Below are 22,903 nucleotides of genomic sequence, written 5' to 3' on the forward strand. Positions count from 1 at the left end.
CGCCTCACGGAACACCACATCCCGCAACGACCAATCCACCAAAGGCGACAGCGCACGCTCGCACGCCACCATCGACTCCGCGAACACCGGCGACGCATCCCACAGCTCCCGGCCCATACCGACCCACTGCGAACCCTGACCCGGGAACACGAACACCACACGGTCGCCCGCAGACGCCGTGCCCGACGTCACCCGGGCGCCGGAGTCACCGGCGGCCACCGTGCGCAGCCCGTCGGCGATGTCCGCCGGCGAACCGCCCAGCACCACGGACCGGTGCTCCAGGCTCGCTCGCGTCGTCACCAGGGCGTGTGCCACGTCGGTGACGGCGAGTCCGGGGTTCCGCTCCACCAGCCCGGCCAGTCGCCCGGCCTGGCCGCGCAGTGCGGCGGAGGAGCGGCCCGAGAAGACCCAGGGCACGACCGGTGCCACGAGGGCCGGGACCGTGGGAGCCCCGTCGGCAGCCGGCTCCGCCGGCTCCTCCTCGGGAGCCTGCTCCAGCACGACGTGGGCGTTGGTACCGCTGACACCGAAGGAGGACACGCCCGCACGACGCGGACGGCCCGTCTCCGGCCACGCACGGGCCTCCGTGAGGAGCTCCACCGCGCCCGAGGACCAGTCCACCTTCGGGGTGGGCTCGTCCACATTGAGGGTCTTGGGCAGAAGCCCCTCACGCAGGGCGAGTACGGACTTGATCACGCCGGCCACACCGGCGGCGGCGCCCGTGTGCCCGATGTTGGTCTTGACGGACCCGAGCCACAGGGGCCGGTCCGCCGGGCGGTCCTGGCCGTAGGTGGCCAGCAGGGCCTGCGCCTCGATCGGGTCACCGAGCGTGGTGCCCGTGCCGTGCGCCTCCACCATGTCCACATCGGCCGGGGACAGCCCGGCATTGGCCAGGGCCTGGCGGATCACCCGCTGCTGCGAGGGACCGTTCGGGGCACTCAGGCCGTTCGAGGCGCCGTCCTGGTTGATCGCACTGCCCTGGATGACCGCGAGAACCTCGTGACCGTTGCGGCGCGCGTCGGAGAGACGTTCCAGCACGATCATGCCGACGCCCTCGCCCCAGCCGATGCCGTCGGCGGCGGCCGCGAATGCCTTCGTACGCCCGTCCACGGACATACCGCCGAGCGTGTCGAACTCGGCGAAGGCGCCCGGCGTCGCCATCAGGCCGACACCGCCGGTCAGCGCCAGATCGCATTCCCCGGTACGCAGGGACTGCGCGGCGAGGTGCAGGGCGACCAGCGAGGACGAGCAGGCGGTGTCCACGCTGACGGCGGGGCCCTCCAGCCCCAGTACGTAGGAGACGCGGCCGGACATCACGCTGCCGGAGGAGCCGGTGACGGCATACCCCTGGCTGGCCGGTGAGTTCATCAGCAGTGCGCCGTACTCCACCGCCGTCCCGCCGACGAAGACGCCCGTGTCGGAGCCGCGCAGGGACAGCGGGTCGATCCCGGTCCGCTCGATGGCCTCCCAGGAGGTCTCCAGCAGCAGCCGCTGCTGCGGGTCCATCGCGGCCGCCTCACGCGGCGAGATCCCGAAGAACCCGGCGTCGAAGTCCCCCGCCTCGTGCAGGAATCCGGAGGGACGGACGCTCGCGATGTTCCAGCGGTCCCAGCCCCGGTAGGACGGGAACTCGGACATGCCCTCGCGCTGTTCGACGACCACACGCCACAGGTCTTCGGGCGAGGCGACCCCGCCCGCGTAGCGGCAGGCCATGCCGACGATCGCGAGGGGTTCGTCCGTGGTGGCCGTCCGCACCACGGCCGACGAGGAGGCGAGTTCCGTTCCGGTGCCGAGCAGTTCGGCCAGGAGATGGGCCGCCAGCTGCTGCGGGTTGGGGTAGTCGAAGACGAGGGTCGCCGGGAGCTTGAGACCCGTGGCAGCGGTCAGGAGGTTGCGCAGCTCCATCGCCGTCAGCGAGTCGAATCCGAGATCCTTGAACGGCTTCTCCGGGGTGATCTCCGTGGTGGAGGAGTGCGCCAGGATCCGGGCGACCTCGCGGCGTACGAGGTCCAGCAGGACGGAGAGCTGCTCGGTCCGGCTGAGCTCGGCCAGCTCGGCGCGCAGGGCCGAGCCGATCGAGTCGTCGGCGGAGGGGGCGGCGGAGTCCTCGCTCAGGACGCGGGCGACTTCGGGGATGTCCTCGATGAGGGGGCGTCGGCGGGCCATGGTGTAGCCCGGGGTGAAGCGTTCCCAGTCCATGTCCGTGACGGTCAGCGTGGTCTCGTCCTGCTCGATGGCCTGCCGCAGGGCCTCGATGGCCAGAGCCGGTTCCATCTGGCCGACGCCACGCCGGGCGAGCTGCTCGGCGGTGCCGTCGGTGGCCATGCCGGTGGCCTTCCAGCCGCCCCAGGAGACGGAGGTCGCGGTGAGGCCACGGGCCCGGCGCTCGCGGGCGAGGCCGTCCAGGTAGGCGTTGGCGGCGGCGTACCCGCCGTTGCCGGCGCTGCCCCAGACGGCGGCACCTGACGAGAAGAGGACGAACGCGTCCAGCTCGGTGCCGAGTTCGGCCGTCAGGGCGTCGAGGTGTCGTGCACCGAGAATCTTGGCCGCCATCTGGGCTTCCAGGTCGGCGAGTTCCAGCTCACCGACGGTGCCGTAACTGGCCACCCCGGCGGTGTGGAAGACGGCGGTGAGGGGGTGTTCGGCCGGGACCGCCCCGATGACCGTGGCGAGCGCCTGCCGGTCGGTCACATCACAGGCCACGACGGACACCTCGGTGCCCAGGCCACGAAGCTCCTCGACCAACTCGCGCACGCCGTCGGCCTCTTCGCCCCGACGGCTCAGCAGCAGAAGGTTTTCCGCGCCGTCCTTCGCGAGCCAACGCGCCAGGTGGGCACCGATCCCGCCCGTGCCACCCGTGACCAGGACCGTGCCGCGCGGATTCCACTCCCGGACCGGAACCGGGCTGCCACCCAGAGGCGCACGGACCAGACGACGGGCATACGCACCCGACGACCGCACCGCGACCTGATCCTCACCCTCACCCGCCGCAAGAACACCCGTGAAGCCGGCGGCGACCCGCTCGTCCCACACCTCGGGGACATCGACCAGACCACCCCACGTACCAGGCTGCTCCAGACCCACGATCTGGCCGAGCGCCCACAGCTGTGTCTGGGCGGGCCGGACCGCGTCGTCCGCACCCACCGCCGCGGCACCCCGCGTCAGTACCCAAAGGGGCGCCTCGATTCCGGCAGCCGCGAGGGCCTGGACCAGGGTCACGGTAGCGGGCGTACCCGCCTCGTCGTCGAAGCCGAGGAGGGAGACGACACCCGCCGCGTCGGGAACTCCGGACAGCAGTGCGGCCAGCGACTCACGGTCGGAACCGGCCGGCGCCTCCAGCATCACGACCTCGGCCCCGGCCGCCGCGAGAGCGGCCCGTACCTCCTCCACCGGCGCCCCGGCACCCGGCGTGACCAGCAGCCACGTCCCGTCCAAGCGCCCCGCCGAGGGCACGGTGACCGAGCGCCACACGGTGCGGTAGCGCCACGAGTCCAGCGTCGACCGGTCCTGGCGGCCCCTGCGCCACGCGGACAGCGCGGAGAGTACCGGCGCCCATGCGTCCGCATCCGGGCCCGCGACCAGTTCGGCGATGCCGGCGGCATCCGCGCGCTCGACCGCACCCCAGAACGCGGCGTCGACGGGGTCGGCCGCGCCGTCCGCGGTCGGTGCCACGGCGTCTTCCAGCCAGTAGCGCTGGTGCTGGAAGGCGTACGTCGGCAGGGCCACCCGGCTGCCCGTGGTGAGCAGCTGCTTCCAGTCGACCGGAGCCCCGGCCACATAAGCCTCCGCCAGCGAGGTCAGGAGGCGCTCCGCGCCACCCTCCTCACGACGCAGCGAACCCACCGTCACCAGCGGACGATCCACCGCATCGCCGGTCTGCGCCACCGCCATCGTCAGCACCGGATGCGGACTCGACTCGATGAAGAGGGAGTTACCCTTCTCCACCAACAGGCGGGTGATCGGTTCGAACTGCACCCGCTCCCGCAGGTTCCGCACCCAGTAGCGGGCGTCCAGCCCGGCGGTGTCCTTACGCTCGCCCGACACCGTCGAATAGAACGCGACGGACGAGGAAACCGGCCGAATCGCAGCCAACTCACGCAACAAGTCCTCGTTGAGGACGTCCACTTGCGCGGAGTGGGAGGCATAATCCACGGCGATACGACGTGCCCGCACGCCGTCGGCCTCGCAGGAGGCGAGCAGTTCGTCCAGTGCTTCCGGCTCGCCAGAGACAACGACAGAAGCGGGCCCGTTGACGGCGGCCACACCGATCCGGCCGTCGAAGGATGCGATGCGCTCCTCCACGTCCGCGACGGGCAGGGACACCGACACCATGCCGCCCTTACCGGACAGCTTCTCCAGCACTAGGCGGGAGCGGACGGCGGCCACGCGGGCGCCGTCCTCCAGGGACAGGCCCCCGGCGACGCACGCGGCGGCGACCTCCCCCTGCGAGTGGCCGATCACGGCGGCCGGCTCCACACCGAACGAGCGCCACACGGCCGCGAGGGAGACCATCACCGCCCACAGCACCGGCTGGACCACATCCACCCGCGCCCACAGCGGATCGTCCGCGTCACGGAACACCACGTCCCGCAGCGACCAGTCCACCAGCGGCGACAGCGCACGCTCGCACGCCACCATCGACTCCGCGAACACGGGCGACGAGTCCCACAGCTCCCGGCCCATACCGACCCACTGCGAACCCTGACCCGGGAACACGAACACCACACCACTGCCCGAGGCACTGCCACGGACCACCGACGGTGCGTTGGCGCCCTCGGCGATGGACCGCAGGCCCTGGACGAGTTCGTCGCTGGTGCTTCCCATCACCACCGCGCGCTGGTCGAACGCCGAGCGGGTCGTGATCAGCGCATGCCCGATGCCCGCCGGGCTCGTGCCGGGGGTCGCGGCCAGGTGCGCGGCCAGTTTCGCCGCCTGGTCGCGCAGGGCGGACTCGTTGCGCCCGGACACCACCCACGGCACCGGCCCGCTCAGCGCGGGACGACCCGCGTCGGCGGCCGGCTCCGCCGGCTCCTCCTCCGGGGCCTGCTCCAGGATCACGTGCGCGTTGGTACCGCTGATACCGAACGACGACACACCCGCACGACGCGGACGGCCCGTCTCCGGCCAGGCACGGTTCTCCGTGAGGAGTTCCACGGCGCCCGCGGACCAGTCCACCTCGGGCGTCGGCTCCTGGACGTGCAGGGTCTTGGGCAGAAGTCCCTCGCGCAGGGCGAGTACGGACTTGATCACGCCGGCCACACCCGCTGCCGCACCGGTGTGCCCGAAGTTGGACTTCACGGAGCCGAGCCACAGGGGCCGGTCGGCGGGGCGGTCCTGGCCGTAGGTGGCCAGCAGCGCCTGCGCCTCGATCGGGTCGCCCAGCGTGGTGCCCGTACCGTGCGCCTCCACCATGTCCACCTCTGCCGGGGACAGCCCGGCGTTCGCGAGGGCCTGGCGGATCACCCGCTGCTGCGAAGGACCGTTGGGGGCGCTCAGGCCGTTGGAGGCACCGTCCTGGTTGATCGCGCTGCCCCGGAGGACGGCCAGGACCTCATGACCGTTGCGGCGCGCGTCCGAGAGGCGTTCGACCACGATCATGCCGACGCCCTCGCCCCAGCCGGTGCCGTCGGCGTCCGAGGAGAACGCCTTGCACCGGCCGTCGCCGGCCATGCCGCCGAGATTGTCGAACTCGGCGAACGCACCCGGCGTCGCCATGATCGTCACACCGCCCGCCAACGCCATGTCGCACTCCCCGTTGCGGAGGGACTGGGCGGCGAGGTGCAGAGCGACCAGAGAGGACGAACAGGCCGTGTCCACCGTGACCGCGGGGCCTTCCAGCCCCAGCACGTACGAGACGCGGCCGGACATCACACTGCCGAGGGCGCCGGTCATGCCGTAGCCGCTGTCCGCCTCGGCCGAGTTCATGAGGACCGTGGGGTAGTCCTGCGGTCCGCCGCCGACGAAGACGCCGGTCGCGCTGTTGCGCAGCGACCAGGGGTCGATCCCGGCATGCTCGACGGCCTCCCACGAGGTCTCCAGCAGCAGCCGCTGCTGCGGGTCCATCGCGGCCGCCTCACGCGGCGAGATCCCGAAGAACCCGGCGTCGAACTCGCCCGCCTCGTGCAGGAATCCGGCACGGCCGACCGCCGGCGCTCCCCAGCGCTCCCAGCCGCGGTCGGTGGGGAACTCCGTGAGCTCGTCGCGGTTCTCGACGAGCAGCTGCCAGAGGTCGGCCGCTCCGCGCACCCCGCCGGGGTAGCGGCAGGCCATGCCCACGATGGCGAGCGGCTCGTCGTCGGCCGGGCGGCCGGCGGGCGTCACGGCGCCGGCGGCTGCCGGGCCGCCGGCCAGCTCGGTGTGGAGGTGCGTGGCGAGCTGGTTCGGGGTGGGGTAGTCGAAGACGAGGGTGGCGGGCAGCCGCAGGCCGGTGGCCCGGTTCAGGCGGTTGCGCAGGTCCATCGCCGTCAGCGAGTCGAAGCCGAGGTCCCGGAAGGGCCGGCCCGCGGTGATCTCGGCGGTGGACCCGTGGGACAGCACCTGCGCGGCTTCGGTGCGCACCAGTTCCAGCAGCAGGGTCCGCTGCTCGGGCTCGGCCATCCCGGCGAGGGTCTGCCGCAGGCCGACACTCGTCGGGTCGAGGACGTCCCCGCCCGCGGCGGTCGTCCCGTCCAGGGCCAGGCCGACTTCGGGTATGTCCTCGATGAGGGGACGCCGGCGGGCCATGGTGTAGCCCGGGGTGAAGCGCTCCCAGTCCATGTCCGTGACGGTCAGCGAGACCTCGTCCTGCTCCAGCGCCTGGCGCAGGGCCAGAGTCGCCTGCGCGGGGTCGAGCAGCCGTACACCACGGCGCAGGAGCTGTTCGGCGGTGTCGCCTTCGGCCATGGCAGTGGCCTTCCAGCCACCCCAGGAGACGGAGGTCGCGGTCAGGCCACGGCTCCGCCGCTCACGGGCCAGCCCGTCCAGGAACGCGCCCGCGGCCGCATTGGCACCGTTGCTCGCACTCCCCCAGACCGCGGCACCGGAGGAGAACAGGACGAACGCGTCCAGCTCGACACCCAGTTCACCCGTGATCTCGTCCAGGTGCCGCGCACCCAGCGTCCTGGCGGACAGGATCTCGTCGAAGTGCTCGGGAGCCGCTTCTACGAGCTCGGCGTAGCCGGATATGCCGGCGGTGTGGAAGACGGCGGTGAGGGGGTGTTCCGCCGGGACCGCCCCGATGACGGCGGCGAGCGCCTGCCGGTCGGTCACATCACACGCGACGACCGACACCTCGGCGCCCAGACCGCGAAGCTCCGCGACCAGCTCCACGACACCGTCGGCCTCTTCGCCGCGACGGCTCAGCAGCAGGAGGCGTTCCGCGCCGTCCTTCGCCAGCCAACGCGCCAGATGCGCACCGACACCACCCGTACCACCCGTGACCAGGACCGTCCCGCGCGGATTCCACGCCCTCACCACGCCCGGGTTCAGACCGAGAGGCGCACGGACCAGACGACGGGCATACGCACCCGACGACCGCACCGCGACCTGATCCTCACCCTCACCCGCCGCAAGAACACCGGTGAAGCCGGCGGCCACCCGCTCGTCCCACACCTCCGGGACATCGACCAGACCGCCCCACGTGCCCGGCTGCTCCAGACCGGCCACCTGGCCGAGCGCCCACAGCTGCGTCTGGGCGGGCCGGACCGCGTCGTCCGCACCCACCGCGGCGGCGCCCCGGGTCAGCACCCACAAGGGCGCCTGCGCAGTGCTGTCCACATGCGCCTGCAGCAGGGCCACAGTGTGCTCGGCACCGGCTTCCTCGTCCCAGCCGAGCAGGGAGACCACACCCGCCGCCTCCGGAGTCTCCGCGAGCCGTGCGGCCAGCGCCGCACGGTCCACATCGGCCCCGGCCTCCAGCACCGTAACCTCGGCCCCGGCCGCCACGAGAGCGGCCCGGACCTCCTCGACCGGCGCCCCGGCACCCGGCGTGACCAGCAACCACGTCCCCGTCAGACGACCGGACGCCGGAACACTCACCGAACGCCACACCGTCCGGTAACGCCACGAATCCAGAACCGAGCGCTCCCGACGGCCCTTGCGCCACGCCGACAGCGCCGGAACCACTGGCTCCCACGCCCCGACCGCACCGCCGTCCACCAACTCCGCCACACCAGCCGCGTCCGCGCGCTCCACCGCACCCCAGAACGCCGCGTCGACCGGGTCGACCGCGATGTCCTGGCCGGGGATCACCGCGTCGTCGATCCAGTACCGCTGGTGCTGGAAGGCGTACGTCGGCAGCGCCACCCGGCTGCCCGTGGTGAGCAGCTGCTTCCAGTCGACCGGGGCCCCGGCCACATAAGCCTCCGCCAGCGAGGTCAGGAAACGCTCCGCGCCACCCTCCTCACGACGCAGCGAACCCACCGTCACCAGCGGACGATCCACCGCGTCACCGGTCTGCGCCACCGCCATCGTCAGCACCGGATGCGGACTCGACTCGATGAAGAGGGAGTTCCCCTTCTCGGCCAGCAGGCGGACGACAGGCTCGAACCGCACCCGTTCGCGCAGGTTCCGCACCCAGTAGCCGGCATCCAGACCGGCCGTGTCCATCCGCTCGCCCGACACCGTCGAATAGAACGCGACGGGCGAGGACTGCGGCTGGATGTCGGCGAGTCCCCGCAACAGGTCATCATTGAGGGCGTCGACCTGCGCGGAGTGGGAGGCGTAATCCACCGCGATACGACGTGCCCGCACGCCTTCGGCCTCGCAGGAGGCGAGCAGCTCGTCCAGCGCCTCCGGCTCGCCCGAAACCACCACCGAGGCGGGCCCGTTCACCGCTGCCACACCGACCCGGCCGTCGAAGGATGCGATCCGCTCCTCCACGTCCGCGACCGGCAGCGACACCGACACCATGCCGCCCTTGCCGGACAGCTTCTCCAGCACCAGACGCGACCGCACCGCCACGATCCGGGCGCCGTCCTCCAGGGACAGGCCCCCGGCGACGCACGCGGCGGCGACCTCGCCCTGGGAGTGGCCGATCACCGCGGCCGGCTCCACACCGAACGAACGCCATACGGCGGCCAGTGACACCATCACCGCCCACAGCACCGGCTGGACCACGTCCACCCGGTCGAACGAAGGCGCGCCGGGCTCCTGGCGCAGTACGGCGAGCAGCGACCAGTCCACCAGGGGGGCGAGCGCGGCCTCGCACTCCGCGAGCCGGGCCCGGAAGACCGGCGAGGTCTCGACCAGCTCGGCGGCCATGCCGAGCCACTGGGAGCCCTGGCCGGGGAACACGAACACCGCACCGCCGGGGCTGGTGCGGCCCGAGACCACGCCGGTGCCCCCGCCGCCGGCCGCGACCGACCGCAGGCCCGCGAGGAGCGTGTCCGGGTCACCGCCCAGGACGACCGCCCGGTGCTCGAACGCCGAGCGGGTACCCGCCAGCGACCGGCCCACGTCCACCGGGTCGAGTCCGGGGGTCGCGGCCAGGTGCGCGGCCAGTTTCGCCGCCTGGTCGCGCAGGGCGGACTCGTTCCGCCCGGACACCACCCACGGCACCGGCCCGCTCAGCGCGGGAGGACCCGCGTCGGCGGCCGGCTCCGCCGGCTCCTCCTCCGGGGCCTGCTCCAGGACGACGTGGGCGTTGGTACCGCTGATACCGAACGACGACACGCCCGCGCGACGCGGACGGCCCGTCTCCGGCCACGGACGGGCCTCCGTGAGGAGTTCCACCGCGCCCGAGGACCAGTCGACCTCCGGGGTCGGTTCCTGGACGTGGAGGGTCTTGGGCAGGACGCCGTGCTGGAGAGCCAGCACAGCCTTGATCACGCCGGAGACACCGGCGGCGGCCTGGGTGTGGCCGATGTTCGACTTCAACGTTCCCAGCCACAGGGGCCGGTCGGCGGGGCGGTCCTGGCCGTAGGTGGCCAGGAGGGCTTCGGCTTCGATCGGGTCGCCGAGCGTGGTGCCCGTACCGTGCGCCTCGACCATGTCCACGTCGGCCGGGGAGAGACCGGCGTTCGCGAGGGCCTGGCGGATCACCCGCTGCTGCGAAGGGCCGTTGGGGGCGCTCAGGCCGTTGGAGGCACCGTCCTGGTTGACCGCCGAGCCGCGGATCACCGCGAGAATCGGGTTGCCGTCCCGGCGGGCGTCGGAGAGCCGCTGGAGTGCGAGGACGCCGGCGCCCTCGCCCCAGCCGGTGCCGTCGGCGTCGGAGGAGAACGCCTTGCAGCGGCCGTCGCCGGCGGAGCCGCCGGTCGCGGCGAACTCCGCGAAGATCGAGGGGGTGACCAGCACCAGCACGCCACCGGCCAGGGCCAGGTCGCATTCGCCGGTGCGCAGGGACTTGATGGCGAGGTGGAGGGCGACGAGGGAGGAGGAGCAGGCGGTGTCCACGGTGACGGCGGGGCCTTCCAGCCCCAGGGCGTAGGAGATCCGGCCGGAGAGCACACTGCCCGGCGCGCCGGTCAGGGCGTAACCGCCCGCGCCCTCGGCGGAGTTCATCACGAGGGCGCCGTACTCCTGGGGGGCGCCGCCGACGAAGACGCCGGTGCGGCTGCCTTTCAGGGAGGCGGGGTCGATCCCGGCCCGCTCCAGGGCCTCCCACGAGGTCTCCAGCAGCAGCCGCTGCTGGGGGTCCATGGCCTTGGCCTCGCGGGGCGAGATACGGAAGAAGTCGGGGTCGAAGTCGCCCGCGTCGTGCAGGAAGGCGCCGGTGCGGGCGGTGGGTACGTCCCAGCGCTCCCAGCCGCGGTCGGCGGGGAAGCCGGTCATGGCGTCGCGGCCTTCGGTGATCAGCTGCCAGAGGCCGTCCACGTCATGGACGCCTCCCGGGTAGCGGCAGCCGATGCCGACGATCGCGAGGGGTTCCGCGGAGGCCGTGGTGAGCCGCTGGTTCTGCCGCCGGAGGCGGTCGTTCTCCAGCAGTGAGGCCCGCAGCGCGTCGACGACCTCCGTGATGGAACTGTCCATGTTCAACTCCCACTTGAATGTTGCGTCAGCGCGCCGGGCACGGCTTTTTTCAGGCTATGGGCCCAGGGGGCGCACCCCGGCCCCAGACAAGGACCACGAGCACCCCTATTTCCTGGGGTGCTCGTGGTCCTGGGCCCCTGCGCGTCAGCCCGTCACGACAGGCCGAACTCGTCGTCGAGCAGGGAGACGAGCTCCGCCGCGCTCACCGAGTCGAGGTCGATCCCGGCGTCCTCCTCCTCGCCCTCCTCCGGGGTGCCGGCCTCCAGCGTCGACAGGAGGACCCGCAGGCGGGTCGCCAGGGCTCCCCGGTCGCCGGTGCCGGGTTCGAGGGCGCGTACGGCGCTCTCCAGGCCCTTGAGGGCGAGCAGGGCGGGGTCGGCCTCGGCGACGGTCTCCAGGTCCAGGCCCGCCAGCAGGTGCGCGGCGAGCGCCCTGGTGTTCGGGTGGTCGAAGACGAGGGTCGCGGAGAGCCGTACGCCGGTGATCGCCGTGAGCCGGTTGCGCAGGTCGACCGCCATGAGGGAGTCGAAGCCGAGGCTCTTGAACGCCTTGGTGACCGGCACCGCGTCCCCCGAGGGCAGGGCGACGACGGAGGCCACCTCGGCGCGTACGAGGCTCTCCAGGGCGGCGACGCGGTCGTCCTGGGCGAGACGCCCGAGGCGGTCGCGCAGCGCCGAGGGTCCGGCGGCGGGGGCCCCGGTGTCACGGCGGGGCCGTGGGACCAGGGTCCTGAGCGCCTCGGGCAGGGCGGCGCGGTCGGCCGAGGACAGCCCGGCGGGCTCGAAGCGGAAGGGCAGCAGTACCGGTTCTCCGGCGGCGTGTGCCGCGTCGAACAGCTCCATGCCCTCGGCCCGGCCGAGGGGGGTCATGCCGGCCCGCGCGATACGCCGAAGGTCGGCCTCTTCCAGCTGGGCGGTCATGCCGCCGCTGCTCTCCCAGGGGCCCCAGGCCAGCGCGAGCGCGGGCAGGCCGTCGGCCCGCCGCTGCCGGCACAGGGCGTCCAGGTAGGCGTTGGCGGCGGCGTACGCGGTCTGTCCGCCGCCGCCGAGGGCGCCGGCGAGGGAGGAGCAGACCGCGAAGGCACGCAGGCCGAAGGAGGCGGTGAGCTCGTGCAGGTTCACCGCGGCATCGACCTTCGGGGTCAGGACCCTGTCCACCTGGCCGGCGGTGAGCGAGCCGAGCAGGCCGTCGTCCACGACGCCGGCCGCGTGCACCACCCCTACGAGGGGTGCGCTCGCCGGGATCGTGCCGAGAACGGTGGCCAGCGCCTCCCGGTCGGCGGCGTCGCAGGCGATCACCCGTACCTGGGCCCCCTCCTCCGTCAGTTCGCGCTGGAGCTCGGCCGCTCCCGGTGCGGCCGGGCCGCTGCGGGAGGTGAGCACGAGGTGGCGGACGCCGTGGTCGCGGACGAGGTGCCGGGCCAGCAGGGCGCCGATCATGCCGGTGGCGCCGGTGATCAGGGTGGTGCCCTCGGAGGGCCACGGGGCGGCGGGGGCCGCGGTGTCCACGGTGTGCCGGACCACCGTGGGGACGAGGACGGCACCGTCGCGGACGGCGAACTGGGCCGCGTCGGTGGTGTCCACCCTGGTCAGGGCCTGTGCCTGGGCGAGGTCGGTGAGGGTGCTGCCGGGGTCGAGGTCGACGAGGAGGAGCCGGCCCGGGTGTTCGAGCTGGGCGCTGCGGGCGAGTCCCCACACCGGGCTGTGGGCGAGGTCGCGTACGCCCTCGCCGGGCCGTGCCTCGACCGCTCCCCGGGTGCACAGCACCAGGGTCGACTTGTCGAACAGCTCCTCCTCGGTCCAGGTGCGGACGAGGCCGAGGGCGGTGTGGACGGCGGTGCGGGCCGCGGCGGCGTCCGGGTCCGTGGCCGGGGAGGCGAAGGTGACCAGGACGTTGTCCGGTACGGGCGCGCCGTCGGCGAGGGCCTGCCGCAGGGCGGCGAGGTCCGGGTAGTGGCCGTCCCCGGCGGGCTCCTGCCCCACCACGGCCCAGTGCAGGGCCGGGGCGCCGGCGGGTGCGCCCGTCGGGGCGGCCGTCCAGTCCGCCCGGTAGAGGGACGAGGTGGCGGTGGTGCCCAGCTGGCTGCGGGAGACGGTACGGAGGCTGAGCCCGCCGACGGTCGCCAGGGGGCTGCCGTCGGAGGTCCACAGGCTCGCCGTCACCTCGCCGGTGCCCTCGCCCGCCGTGAGCCGGACCCGGCAGCTGCCGGAGCCCTGCCGGTGGGCGGAGACCTCACGCCAGGAGAACGGCAGGAAGGGGCCGTCGGAGTCCTGCGCGGTGGGCAGGAACGCGAGGGTGTGCAGGGCCGCGTCCAGGAGGGCGGGGTGCGCCCCGAACGCCCGGGCGTCGTCGGTCGCCTGCGGGGGCAGGGTGATCTCGGCGTAGACCTCGCCGTCCCGCCGCCAGGCGGCGGTCAGGCCCTGGAAGACGGGGCCGTAGGCGGTCCCGGAGGCGGCCAGGGCGGGGTAGAAGCCGTCCAGGCCGAGCGGCTGGGCCCCTTCGGGAGGCCATACGGAGAGCCGTTCCGCCTCCCCGGCCGCCGCCTCGGCGGTCAGGTGTCCTTCCGCGTGCCGGGTCCACGCCGCCCCGGCGGAGGGGCGGGAGTAGACGGCGACGGGCCGGTGTCCCGCCCCGGTGGCCTCGCCGACGGCGACCTGCACCGTGACGCCGCCCCGCTCGGGCAGGATCAGCGGGCTGAGCACCACGAGTTCCCCGACATGGCCGGCTTCGAGCCGCTCGCCCGCCCACAGGGCGAGTTCGAGGAAGCCGGTGCCGGGGAAGAGCGCGGAGTCCAGGATCCGGTGGTCGGCCAGCCAGGGCTGGGCGGCCAGGGACAGCTCGCCGGTGAACAGGACGTCGCCGCCGGAAGCCTGGCTGACCATGGCGCCCAGCAGGGGGTGCCCGGTGGGCTCCAGGCCGGCCGAGGACACGTCGCCGGCTCCGGTGCCGGACTCGGAGGGCCAGTAGGCCGTGCGCTGGAAGGCGTACGTCGGCAGGTCCGCGGCGCGGGCGCCGGTCCCTCCGAAGACGGCGTCCCAGTCGACGCCGACCCCGTGCACATGGGCCGCGGCCAGGGCCGTCAGGAGGGTCTGCGGCTCGGGCCGGTCGCGGCGCAGCAGTGAGGTGCGCACCCCGTCCTCGGGGAGGCCGGGGCAGTCCTCCGCCATGGTGGTGAGGGTGGCGTCCGGCCCGAGTTCCAGGAGGCCGGTGACGCCCGCGCCGGCGAGGGCGCCGATGCCGTCGGCGAAGCGGACGGTGTGCCGGGCGTGGCGCACCCAGTAGCCGGGGTCGGCGATCTCGTCGGCGCCGAGGACGGCTCCGGTGAGGTTGGAGACGACGGGGATCCGCGGCGGCGCGAAGGCCAGCCCGCCGACGATCTCGGCGAACTCCTGGAGCATCGGCTCCATGAGCGGCGAGTGGAAGGCGTGGCTGACGCTGAGCGCGCGGATCCGGCGGCCGGCACCGGCGAAGTGCGCGGTGAGCGCTGTGATGCCTTCGGCGGTGCCGGAGAGCACCACGGAGCGGGGGCCGTTGACGGCGGCGATGTCCACGGTGTCCGCCCGGTCTCCGAGGACGGCGGCGACGGCCGCGGCGGCCTCCTGCTCCTCGGCCTGCACGGCGAGCATCGCGCCGCCCGGGGGCAGCGCCTGCATGAGGCGGCCCCGGGCGGTGACGAGCCGGGCGGCGTCCGCGAGGCTCAGTACGCCCGCCACGTGGGCGGCGCTGATCTCGCCGACGGAGTGGCCGAGGAGGTAGTCGGGGACCACGCCCCAGGACTCCAGGAGCCGGTAGAGGGCGACTTCGAGGGCGAAGAGCGCGGGCTGGGTGACGGCCGTCCGGTCGAGTTCCTCCCGGCCGCCGTCGAACACGGTGTCGCGCAGCGGCCTGCCGAGCAGCGGGTCGACCTGCGCGCAGACCTCGTCGAAGGCGCGGGCGAACGCGGGGAAGGCCGCGTACAGCTCCTTGCCCATGCCGGGCCGCTGGGAGCCCTGGCCCGGGAACAGTACGGCGAGGGCGCCCTCCCCCGCCGTGCCGCGGAGCAGCGCCCGCGGGGTGTCGCCGGCGGCGAACGCGGCGAGCGCGGACAGGGTCTCCTCGCGGTCGGTGCTCATGACGGCCGCCCGGAATTCGAGGGCGGCGCGCCGGGTGGCCAGGGAGTGGGCGGCGTCGGTGGTGAGGGTGCCGGGCCGGTCCCGGAGCCAGGTGACCAGCCGGCCGGCCTGGGCGCGCAGGGCGTTCTCGTCGTGGGCGGACAGCAGCAGCGGGGTGGCCGGCAGGGGGGCGGCCGCCGGAGCGGTGCCGGGCTCGGTGGCCTGTTCGAGGATCACGTGGGCGTTGGTGCCGCTGACCCCGAAGGAGGAGACTCCCGCCCGGCGGGGGCGGCCGGTCTCGGGCCACGGGCGGGTCTCGGTCAGCAGTTCCACGGCGCCCGAGGTCCAGTCGACGTTCGTGCTCGGCTCGTCGATGTGGAGGGTCCGGGGCAGTACGCCGTGGCGCAGCGCCTGCACCGTCTTGATGATGCCGCCGATGCCGGAAGCGGCCTGGCTGTGGCCGATGTTGGACTTGAGCGAGCCGAGCAGCAGGGGCTGGTCGCCGGTGCGCTCCCGCCCGTAGGTGGCGAGGATCGCCTGGGCCTCGATCGGGTCGCCGAGGGTGGTGCCGGTGCCGTGCGCCTCGACCGCGTCGATGTCGGCGGCGGTGAGTCCGGCCCGCTCCAGGGCGTGCCGGATGACCCGCTGCTGGGAGGGGCCGTTGGGGGCGGTCAGGCCGTTGGAGGCGCCGTCCTGGTTGACGGCGGAGCCGCGGAGCACCGCGAGGACCGGGTGCCCGTTGCGGCGGGCGTCGGAGAGCCGTTCGACGAGCACCATGCCGACGCCCTCGGCCCAGCCGGTGCCGTCGGCCGCGTCGGCGAACGCCTTGCAGCGGCCGTCGGGCGACAGCCCGCCCTGCTTGGCGAAGTCGTCGAAGAGGAACGGGCTGGTCATCACGGCGACGCCGCCGGCCAGGGCGAGGTCGCAGTCGCCGTCGCGCAGCGACTGGGCGGCGGTGTGCAGGGCGACCAGGGAGGAGGAGCAGGCGGTGTCGACGGTGATCGCGGGTCCCTCCAGGCCCAGGACGTAGGACACCCGGCCGGAGACCACGCTGGTGGCCGTGCCGGTCACGCCGTATCCGGCGAGTGCCTCGGAGCCGCGGCGGAAGAGGCTGGTGTAGCCGGACGAGGCGGCGCCCACGAAGACGCCGGTACGGCTGCCGCGCAGGGTGTCGGGGGCGATCCCGGCCCGCTCCAGCGCCTCCCAGGACGTCTCCAGCAGCAGCCGCTGCTGCGGGTCCATGGTCAGTGCCTCGCGCGGGGAGATCCCGAAGAGGGCCGCGTCGAACTCCGCGACGCGTTCCAGGAATCCGCCCTGCTGCGGTACGGAGCCGTCGGCGGGCGCCTCGGTGGTCCAGCCGCGGTCGGCGGGGAAGCCGGAGATGGCGTCGCGCTCGGCGTGGACGAACTCCCACAGCCCGTCGGGGGAGTCGATCCCTCCGGGGTAGCGGCAGGCCATGCCGACGATCACGAGGGGTTCGTCGGCATCGCGGGCCGCGGCCGGGGTGCGGGCGGGGGCCGCCGGGGCCGTCGCGGCCGCGGGCTCGTCCAGGTCGCCGAGGAGTTCACCGGCGATGTAGCCGGCGAGTTCGGCGGGGGTCGGGTGGTCGAAGACCACGGTGACGGGGAGCCGGAAGCCGACGACGTTGGTCAGCCGGTTGCGGAACTCGACGGCGGTCAGCGAGTCGAAGCCGAGCTCGCGGAACTGCGTGGCCGAGCCGACCGTGTCCGGGTCGGCGTGTCCGAGGACGGTCGCCACATGGGAACGGACCAGCTGGAGGAGGGTCCTGGTGCGCTCGGTGCCGGTGAGGGGGACCAGCCGCTCGCGCAGCGATCCGCCCTCGGTGTCCGCGGCGCGGCGGCCGGCCCGGCGGGCCGGGGCCGGCACCAGGGGCCGCATGATGGGCACCACCCGGCCGGAGGTCCCGGCGAGGGCCGCCGGGTTCAGCTTGATGGGCGCCAGCTGGGCGCGGTCGGTGCGGCAGGCGATGTCGAAGACCGCCAGGCCCTCCTCGGAGGTCATCGGAACGACGCCGCCGCGGCTCATCCGTTCGAGGTCGCGCTCGTCGAGGTGGCCGGACATCTCGCTGCGCTGCTGCCAGAAGCCCCAGGCGAGGGAGAGTCCGGGAAGGCCCTGGGCCCGCCGGTGGGCGGCCAGCCCGTCGAGGATCACGTTGGCGGCCGCGTAGTTGCCCTGTCCGGGGGCTCCCATGGTGCCCGCCATCGAGGAGAACAGGACGAAGGCGCTGAGGCCGAGGTCCCGGGTCAGCTCGTGGAGGTTGAGCGCTCCGGTCACCTTGGGCCGCAGTACGGCCGCGGTCCGCTCGGCGGTCAGCGATTCGACGAGGCCGTCGTCCAGGGCCGCGGCGGTGTGCAGGACGGCGGCCAGCGGGCGGTCCGCCGGGATGGCGGCGAGCAGGGCCGCGAGGGCGTCGCGGTCGGCGACGTCGCAGGCGGCGACGGTCACCCGGGCGCCCGCGGCGGTCAGCTCCTCGGCGAGTTCCCGGGCGCCCGGGGCGTCCGGGCCGCGCCGGCTGGTCAGCAGCAGGCTGGTCACGCCGTGCTCGGCGACCAGGTGGCGGGCGAGCAGCCCGCCGAGCGTGCCGGTGCCGCCGGTGACGAGGACGGTTCCCGCGGTGGGCCAGGGCGCGCCGGGGACGGTGAGGACGGCCTTGCCGACGAGGGACGCCTGGCTCAGGGCGCGGAACGCGGCGCGGGTGTCGCGGATGTCCCAGAGGTTGATCCTCGGGGGCAGCAGGGTGCCGCTCTCGAAGAGGCCGGCCAGGACCTCCAGCATCTCGTGGATGCGGTCGAGCCCGGCCTCCGGGAGGTCGTACGCCTGGTAGACGACGCCGGGGTGGGCCTCCGCGACCTGTGCGGGGTCGCGCTTGTCGGTCTTGCCCATTTCGAGGAAGCGGCCGCCGCGCGGCAGCAGCCGCAGGCCCGCGTCGACGAACTCGCCCGCCAGGCAGTCCAGGACCACGTCCATGCCGCGCCCGCCGGTGGACTCCATGAACCACTGCTCGAAGTCGAGGGTGCGGGAGTTGGCGAGGTGGGCGGTGTCCAGGCCCTGGTCGCGCAGGGTCTGCCACTTGCCGGGGCTGGCCGTCGCGTACACCTCGGCGCCGAGGTGCCGGGCCAGCTGGATCGCGGCGCTGCCGACGCCGCCCGCGGCGGCGTGGACGAGGACGGACTGTCCCGCCCGGAGTCCGCCGAGGTCGACGAGCCCGTAGTAGGCCGTCATGTACGTGACGGAGACGGAGGCGGCCTCCTCGAAGGACCAGCCCTCGGGTATCCGGTACACGGTGCGCTCGTCGGCGACGGTCACCGGCCCGAACACCTCGGTGGACAGGCCGAACACCCGGTCCCCGACCCGGTGGTGGGTGACGTCGGCGCCCGTCGCGGTGATCACGCCGGCCACCTCGCCGCCCAGCCCGGTCAGACCCGGGACCAGGTCGAGGGCCACCACCACGTCCTTGAAGTTGATGCCGGCGGCGCGGACCTCGATCCGTACCTCCCGGGGCCCGAGCGGTTCGAGGGCCTGCGGGTACGGGACCGCCTCCAGGCCCTCGATGGTGCCCGGCCTGGTGTTCTCGATGCGCCACGCCGGTACGCCGGACGGGAGCACGATGCTCGTGCCCGCGTCCCAGCGGGCCAGGCCGGGGGTGCGGACCGCGCCGTCGCGGAGCGCGAGCTGCTCCTCGCCGGTGGCGAGGGCCGCGCCGATCCGGGCGCGGGATGCCTCGGCCGTGTCGAGGTCGAGGATGCCGAAGCGGCCGGGGTGCTCGTTCTGCGCCGAGCGGACCAGCCCCCAGACACCGGCGGCGGCGAGGTCGTCCACGCCCTCGCCGGCCGTGGTGGCCACGGCCCCGCCGGTCACCACGACGAGCCGGGTGCCGTCGAGGCGTTCGTCGGCGATCCAGGTCTGGAGCAGGCCGAGGGCTTCGGTGACGGGTCCGCCGACACCCTCGTGGGTGCCGTCGCCGCGGACCGGCCACAGTACGGTGTCCGTGGCCGTGGCCTCCCCGGCGAGGTGTGCCACGACCTCCTCGATCCCGGCCAGGACGGGGGTGCCGGGCAGCGCGCCGGCGATGTCCAGGGGGTCCTCGCCGAGGACGGCGCAGCGGGGCGCCGGCTCCTCCGCGGGGAGGTTCCTCCAGTCGAGCTGGTACAGCACGTCGGTACGGACGGAACGCAGCGCGGCCTCGGTCATCCTGCGGACGACGAGGGAGTCGACGGAGGCGACGGGCTCCCCGGTCCCGTCCGCGAGGAGCAGGGTGAACCGGTCCCCGCCGCGCCGGGACAGGCGTACGCGCAGACGGGCGCAGCCGGTCGCGTGGAGCTGGACGCCGCTCCAGGAGAACGGCATGCCCACTCCCCCGCCGTCGTCGCCGTCCCAGGTGAACATGGCGTGCAGCGCGGCGTCGAAGAGGGCGGGGTGCAGTCCGAAGCGTTCCGCCTGGCCGCTCCGGTCGGCCGGAAGGGCGACCTCGGCGTAGATCTCGCCGTCCAGGTGCCAGACCTGCCGCAGGCCCCGGAACTCGGGCCCGTACTGGTAGCCGGCCTCGGCCATGCGCTCGTACATGCCGGTGATGTCGACGGCGGTGGCGCCCGCCGGCGGCCAGGCGCCGGCCAGGGCGTCGGCTCCGGCCGGGATCCCGCTCTCGGGGGCGAGCAGGCCGGAGGCGTGGCGGGTCCAGACGACGTCGGCGAGGGCGTCCTCGGGGCGGGAGTACACGCTGAGGACGCGGGCCCCGCTCTCGTCGGCGGCCTCCACATGGGCCTGCACCACGACGGCGCCCGTGCCGGGCACCACGAGCGGGGTGTGCAGGGTCAGTTCCTCGACGCGGCCGCAGCCGACCTGGTCGCCGGCGAGGACGGCGAGTTCCACGAATCCGGTACCGGGGAAGATCACCCGGCCGGACACGCCGTGTGCGGCCAACCAGGGCTGCGCGTGCAGCGACAGCCGTCCGGTCAGCAGGGCCCCGTCGCCGTCCGCCATCCGTACGAGGGCCCCGAGCAGCGGGTGCTTCACCGGTGCGAGGCCCACGGAACCGACGTCGCCGGCGCGGTCGCCGGCCTCGGCCCAGTAGCGGGTGCGCTGGAACGCGTAGGTGGGCAGTTCCACGACGCCGGCGCCGGTCCCGGCGAACACGGCGGCCCAGTCCACCCGGACGCCGCCGAGGTGCGCGGCGGTCAGCGAGGTGAGCATCCGGCCGAGGCCGCCCTGGTCGCGGCGCAGGGACTCCACCACCGCACCGGCCGTGCCGACGGCGTCGATGGTCTGCTCGACGCCGAGGGCCAGCACCGGGTGGGCGCTGGACTCGATGAAGGAGCGGTGCCCCTCGGCGAGCAGGGTGCGGACGACGGGCTCCAGGAGGACCGGCTCGCGGGTGTTCCGGTACCAGTAGTGCGCGTCCATCGACGCGGTGTCCAGCAGGGCGCCGGTCACCGTCGAGTAGAGGGGGACCTCCCCGGCGCGCGGGCGCACCGGGGCGAGGAGTTCGAGCAGGCGGTCACGGAGCGGGTCGACGAGCGCGCAGTGCGTCGGCACGGTGGCCGGGACGATCCGGGCCCGGACCCGCTCGGCCGCGCAGGTGGCGACGAACTCGTTCAGGGCCTCGTCGTCACCGGCGACGGCCACCATGCGGGGGCCGTTGACGCCGGAGACGGACAGCCTGCCGTCCCAGCGGGCCAGCCGGGCGGTGACCTCGTCGACGGAGAGGGCGACGGAGGCCACCGCGCCCTTGCCGACCAGGGTCTCGGCCAGGAGCCGGCTGCGCAGGCTGATCACCCGGGCGGCGTCCTGGAGGGTCAGCGCGCCGGCGACGTGCGCGGCGGCGACCTCGCCCTGGGAGCTGCCCACCACGGCGTCGGGTTCGACACCGTAGGAGCGCCACAGTGCCGCGAGGGACACCATGACGGTGAACAGGACGGGCTGGATGACCTCGATGCGGTCCATGGAGGCCGAGCCGGGCTCGTCGCGCAGGACGTCGAGGACCTTCCAGTCCACGAACTCCTCGATCGCGGCGGCGCACTCGGCGGCCTTCGCGGCAAACACCGGTGAGGTGTCGAGCAGTTCGCGGCCCATGCCGATCCACTGCGAGCCCTGCCCGGGGAAGACGAACACGGTCTTGCCCTCGGCCGGGGTGCCGCGCAGGATCTCCTCCGCGGCCCGGTCGTCGGCGAGCGCGTCCAGGGCCGCGAGCAGGCCGTCCCGGTCGGCGGCGAGGACCGCGGCCCGGTGCTCCAGGCCGGTGCGGGTGGTCGCCAGCGAGAGGGCCACGTCGGCCTCGGAGGGCCCGGGGTGGGCCAGCAGGTGGGTGTGGAGGGTACGGGCCTGCTCGCGCAGGGCGCTCTCGCCGCGGGCGGAGAGCACCCAGGGCAGCAGGGGCAGCCCGGCCGCGGGGGCCGGGTCCCCGGCGGGGGCCTCGGGGGCCGCCTCGGCCTCGGGGGCATCGGCCCCGGCCGCGGGCGCGGGCGCCTCTTCGAGGATGACGTGCGCGTTGGTGCCGCTGATACCGAAGGCGGAGACGGCGGCGCGGCGCGGCGCGTCGGAACCGGGCCAGGCGCGGGCCTCGGTCAGGAGCTCGACGGCGCCGGCGGACCAGTCGACGTTCGGTGTGGGCTCGTCGACGTGCAGGGTCCTGGGCATCACGCCGTGCCGCAGCGCCTGCACCATCTTGATCACACCGCCGACGCCGGCGGCGGCACCGCTGTGCCCGATGTTCGACTTGAGCGAGCCGAGCCGGAGCGGCCGGCCGGCGGGCCTGGCCTGGCCGTAGGTGGCCAGGAGCGCGTCCGCCTCGATGGGGTCGCCGAGGCTGGTGCCGGTGCCGTGCGCCTCGACCACGTCGACCTCGGCGGGCGACACGCCCGCGTCCGCCAGCGCCTGGCGGATGACCCGCTGCTGGGAGGGGCCGTTGGGGGCGGTCAGGCCGTTGGAGGCGCCGTCCTGGTTGACGGCGGAGCCGCGGAGCACCGCGAGGACCGGGTGGCCCTTGCGCAGGGCGTCGGAGAGCCGCTCCACGGCCAGGACGCCGACGCCCTCGCTCCAGCCCGCGCCGTCGGCGGCGGCCGAGAACGCCTTGGACCGGCCGTCGGGGGCCAGTGCGCGCTGCTGGGACAGGGCGACGTGGACCACCTCGGTCGACAGCGTCGTCGCCCCGCCGGCCAGCGCGAGGTCGCACTCGCCGTCGCGCAGGGCCCGCGCGGCCAGGTGCAGGGCGACCAGCGAGGAGGAGCAGGCGGTGTCCACGGTGACGGCCGGGCCCTCCAGGCCCAGGACGTAGGAGATACGGCCGGACAGCACGCTGTTGGAGGTGCCGGTGGAGCCGTAGGTGTCCAGTCCGTCCGGGGAGGCGGCCAGCAGGGTCCCGTAGTCCTGCTGGTTGAGCCCGGCGAAGACGCCCGTACGGCTGCCGCGCAGCGCGTGGATGTCCAGGCCGGCCCGCTCCAGGGCTTCCCAGGAGGTCTCCAGCAGCAGGCGCTGCTGGGGGTCCATGGCCTGGGCCTCGCGCGGGGAGATCCCGAAGAAGGCGGCGTCGAAGCCCGCGATGTCCTGGACGAAACCGCCCTCGCGGACGTGGCAGGTGCCGGGGTGGTCGGGGTCGGGGTGGTAGAGGCCGTCCAGGTCCCAGCCGCGGTCGGTGGGGAACGGGCCGATCGCGTCGGTCCCTTCGGCCACCAGCCGCCACAGGTCGTCGGGGGAACTGACCCCGCCGGGGTAGCGGCAGGCCATTCCGACGATCGCGATGGGCTCGCTGCCCCGCGCCTCCACGTCGGCCAGCCGCTGCCGGGTGCGGTGCAATTCCGAGCTGACCCTCTTGAGGTAGTCCCGGAGCTGCTGCTCGTTGTTCATCC

General features: G+C 74.1%; 2 protein-coding genes. Both read right to left on the reverse strand.

Going from position 1 to position 22,903, the window contains the following annotated elements:
• The coding region (locus ABZ873_RS27740) for a type I polyketide synthase (protein ID WP_360877277.1) at window positions 1-10,950 on the reverse strand (10,950 nt) is incomplete at its 3' end.
• Between the two features lie 152 nt (window positions 10,951-11,102).
• Window positions 11,103-22,901 carry an SDR family NAD(P)-dependent oxidoreductase gene (locus ABZ873_RS27745; RefSeq protein WP_360877280.1) on the reverse strand — a complete coding sequence of 3,933 codons (11,799 nt, stop codon included), beginning with the start codon at window positions 22,899-22,901 and terminating at the stop codon, window positions 11,103-11,105.
• Window positions 22,902-22,903: the final 2 nt, after the last annotated feature.

The organism is Streptomyces sp. NPDC047014 (genome assembly GCF_040644195.1).
In the GTDB taxonomy this organism is placed as follows: domain Bacteria; phylum Actinomycetota; class Actinomycetes; order Streptomycetales; family Streptomycetaceae; genus Streptomyces.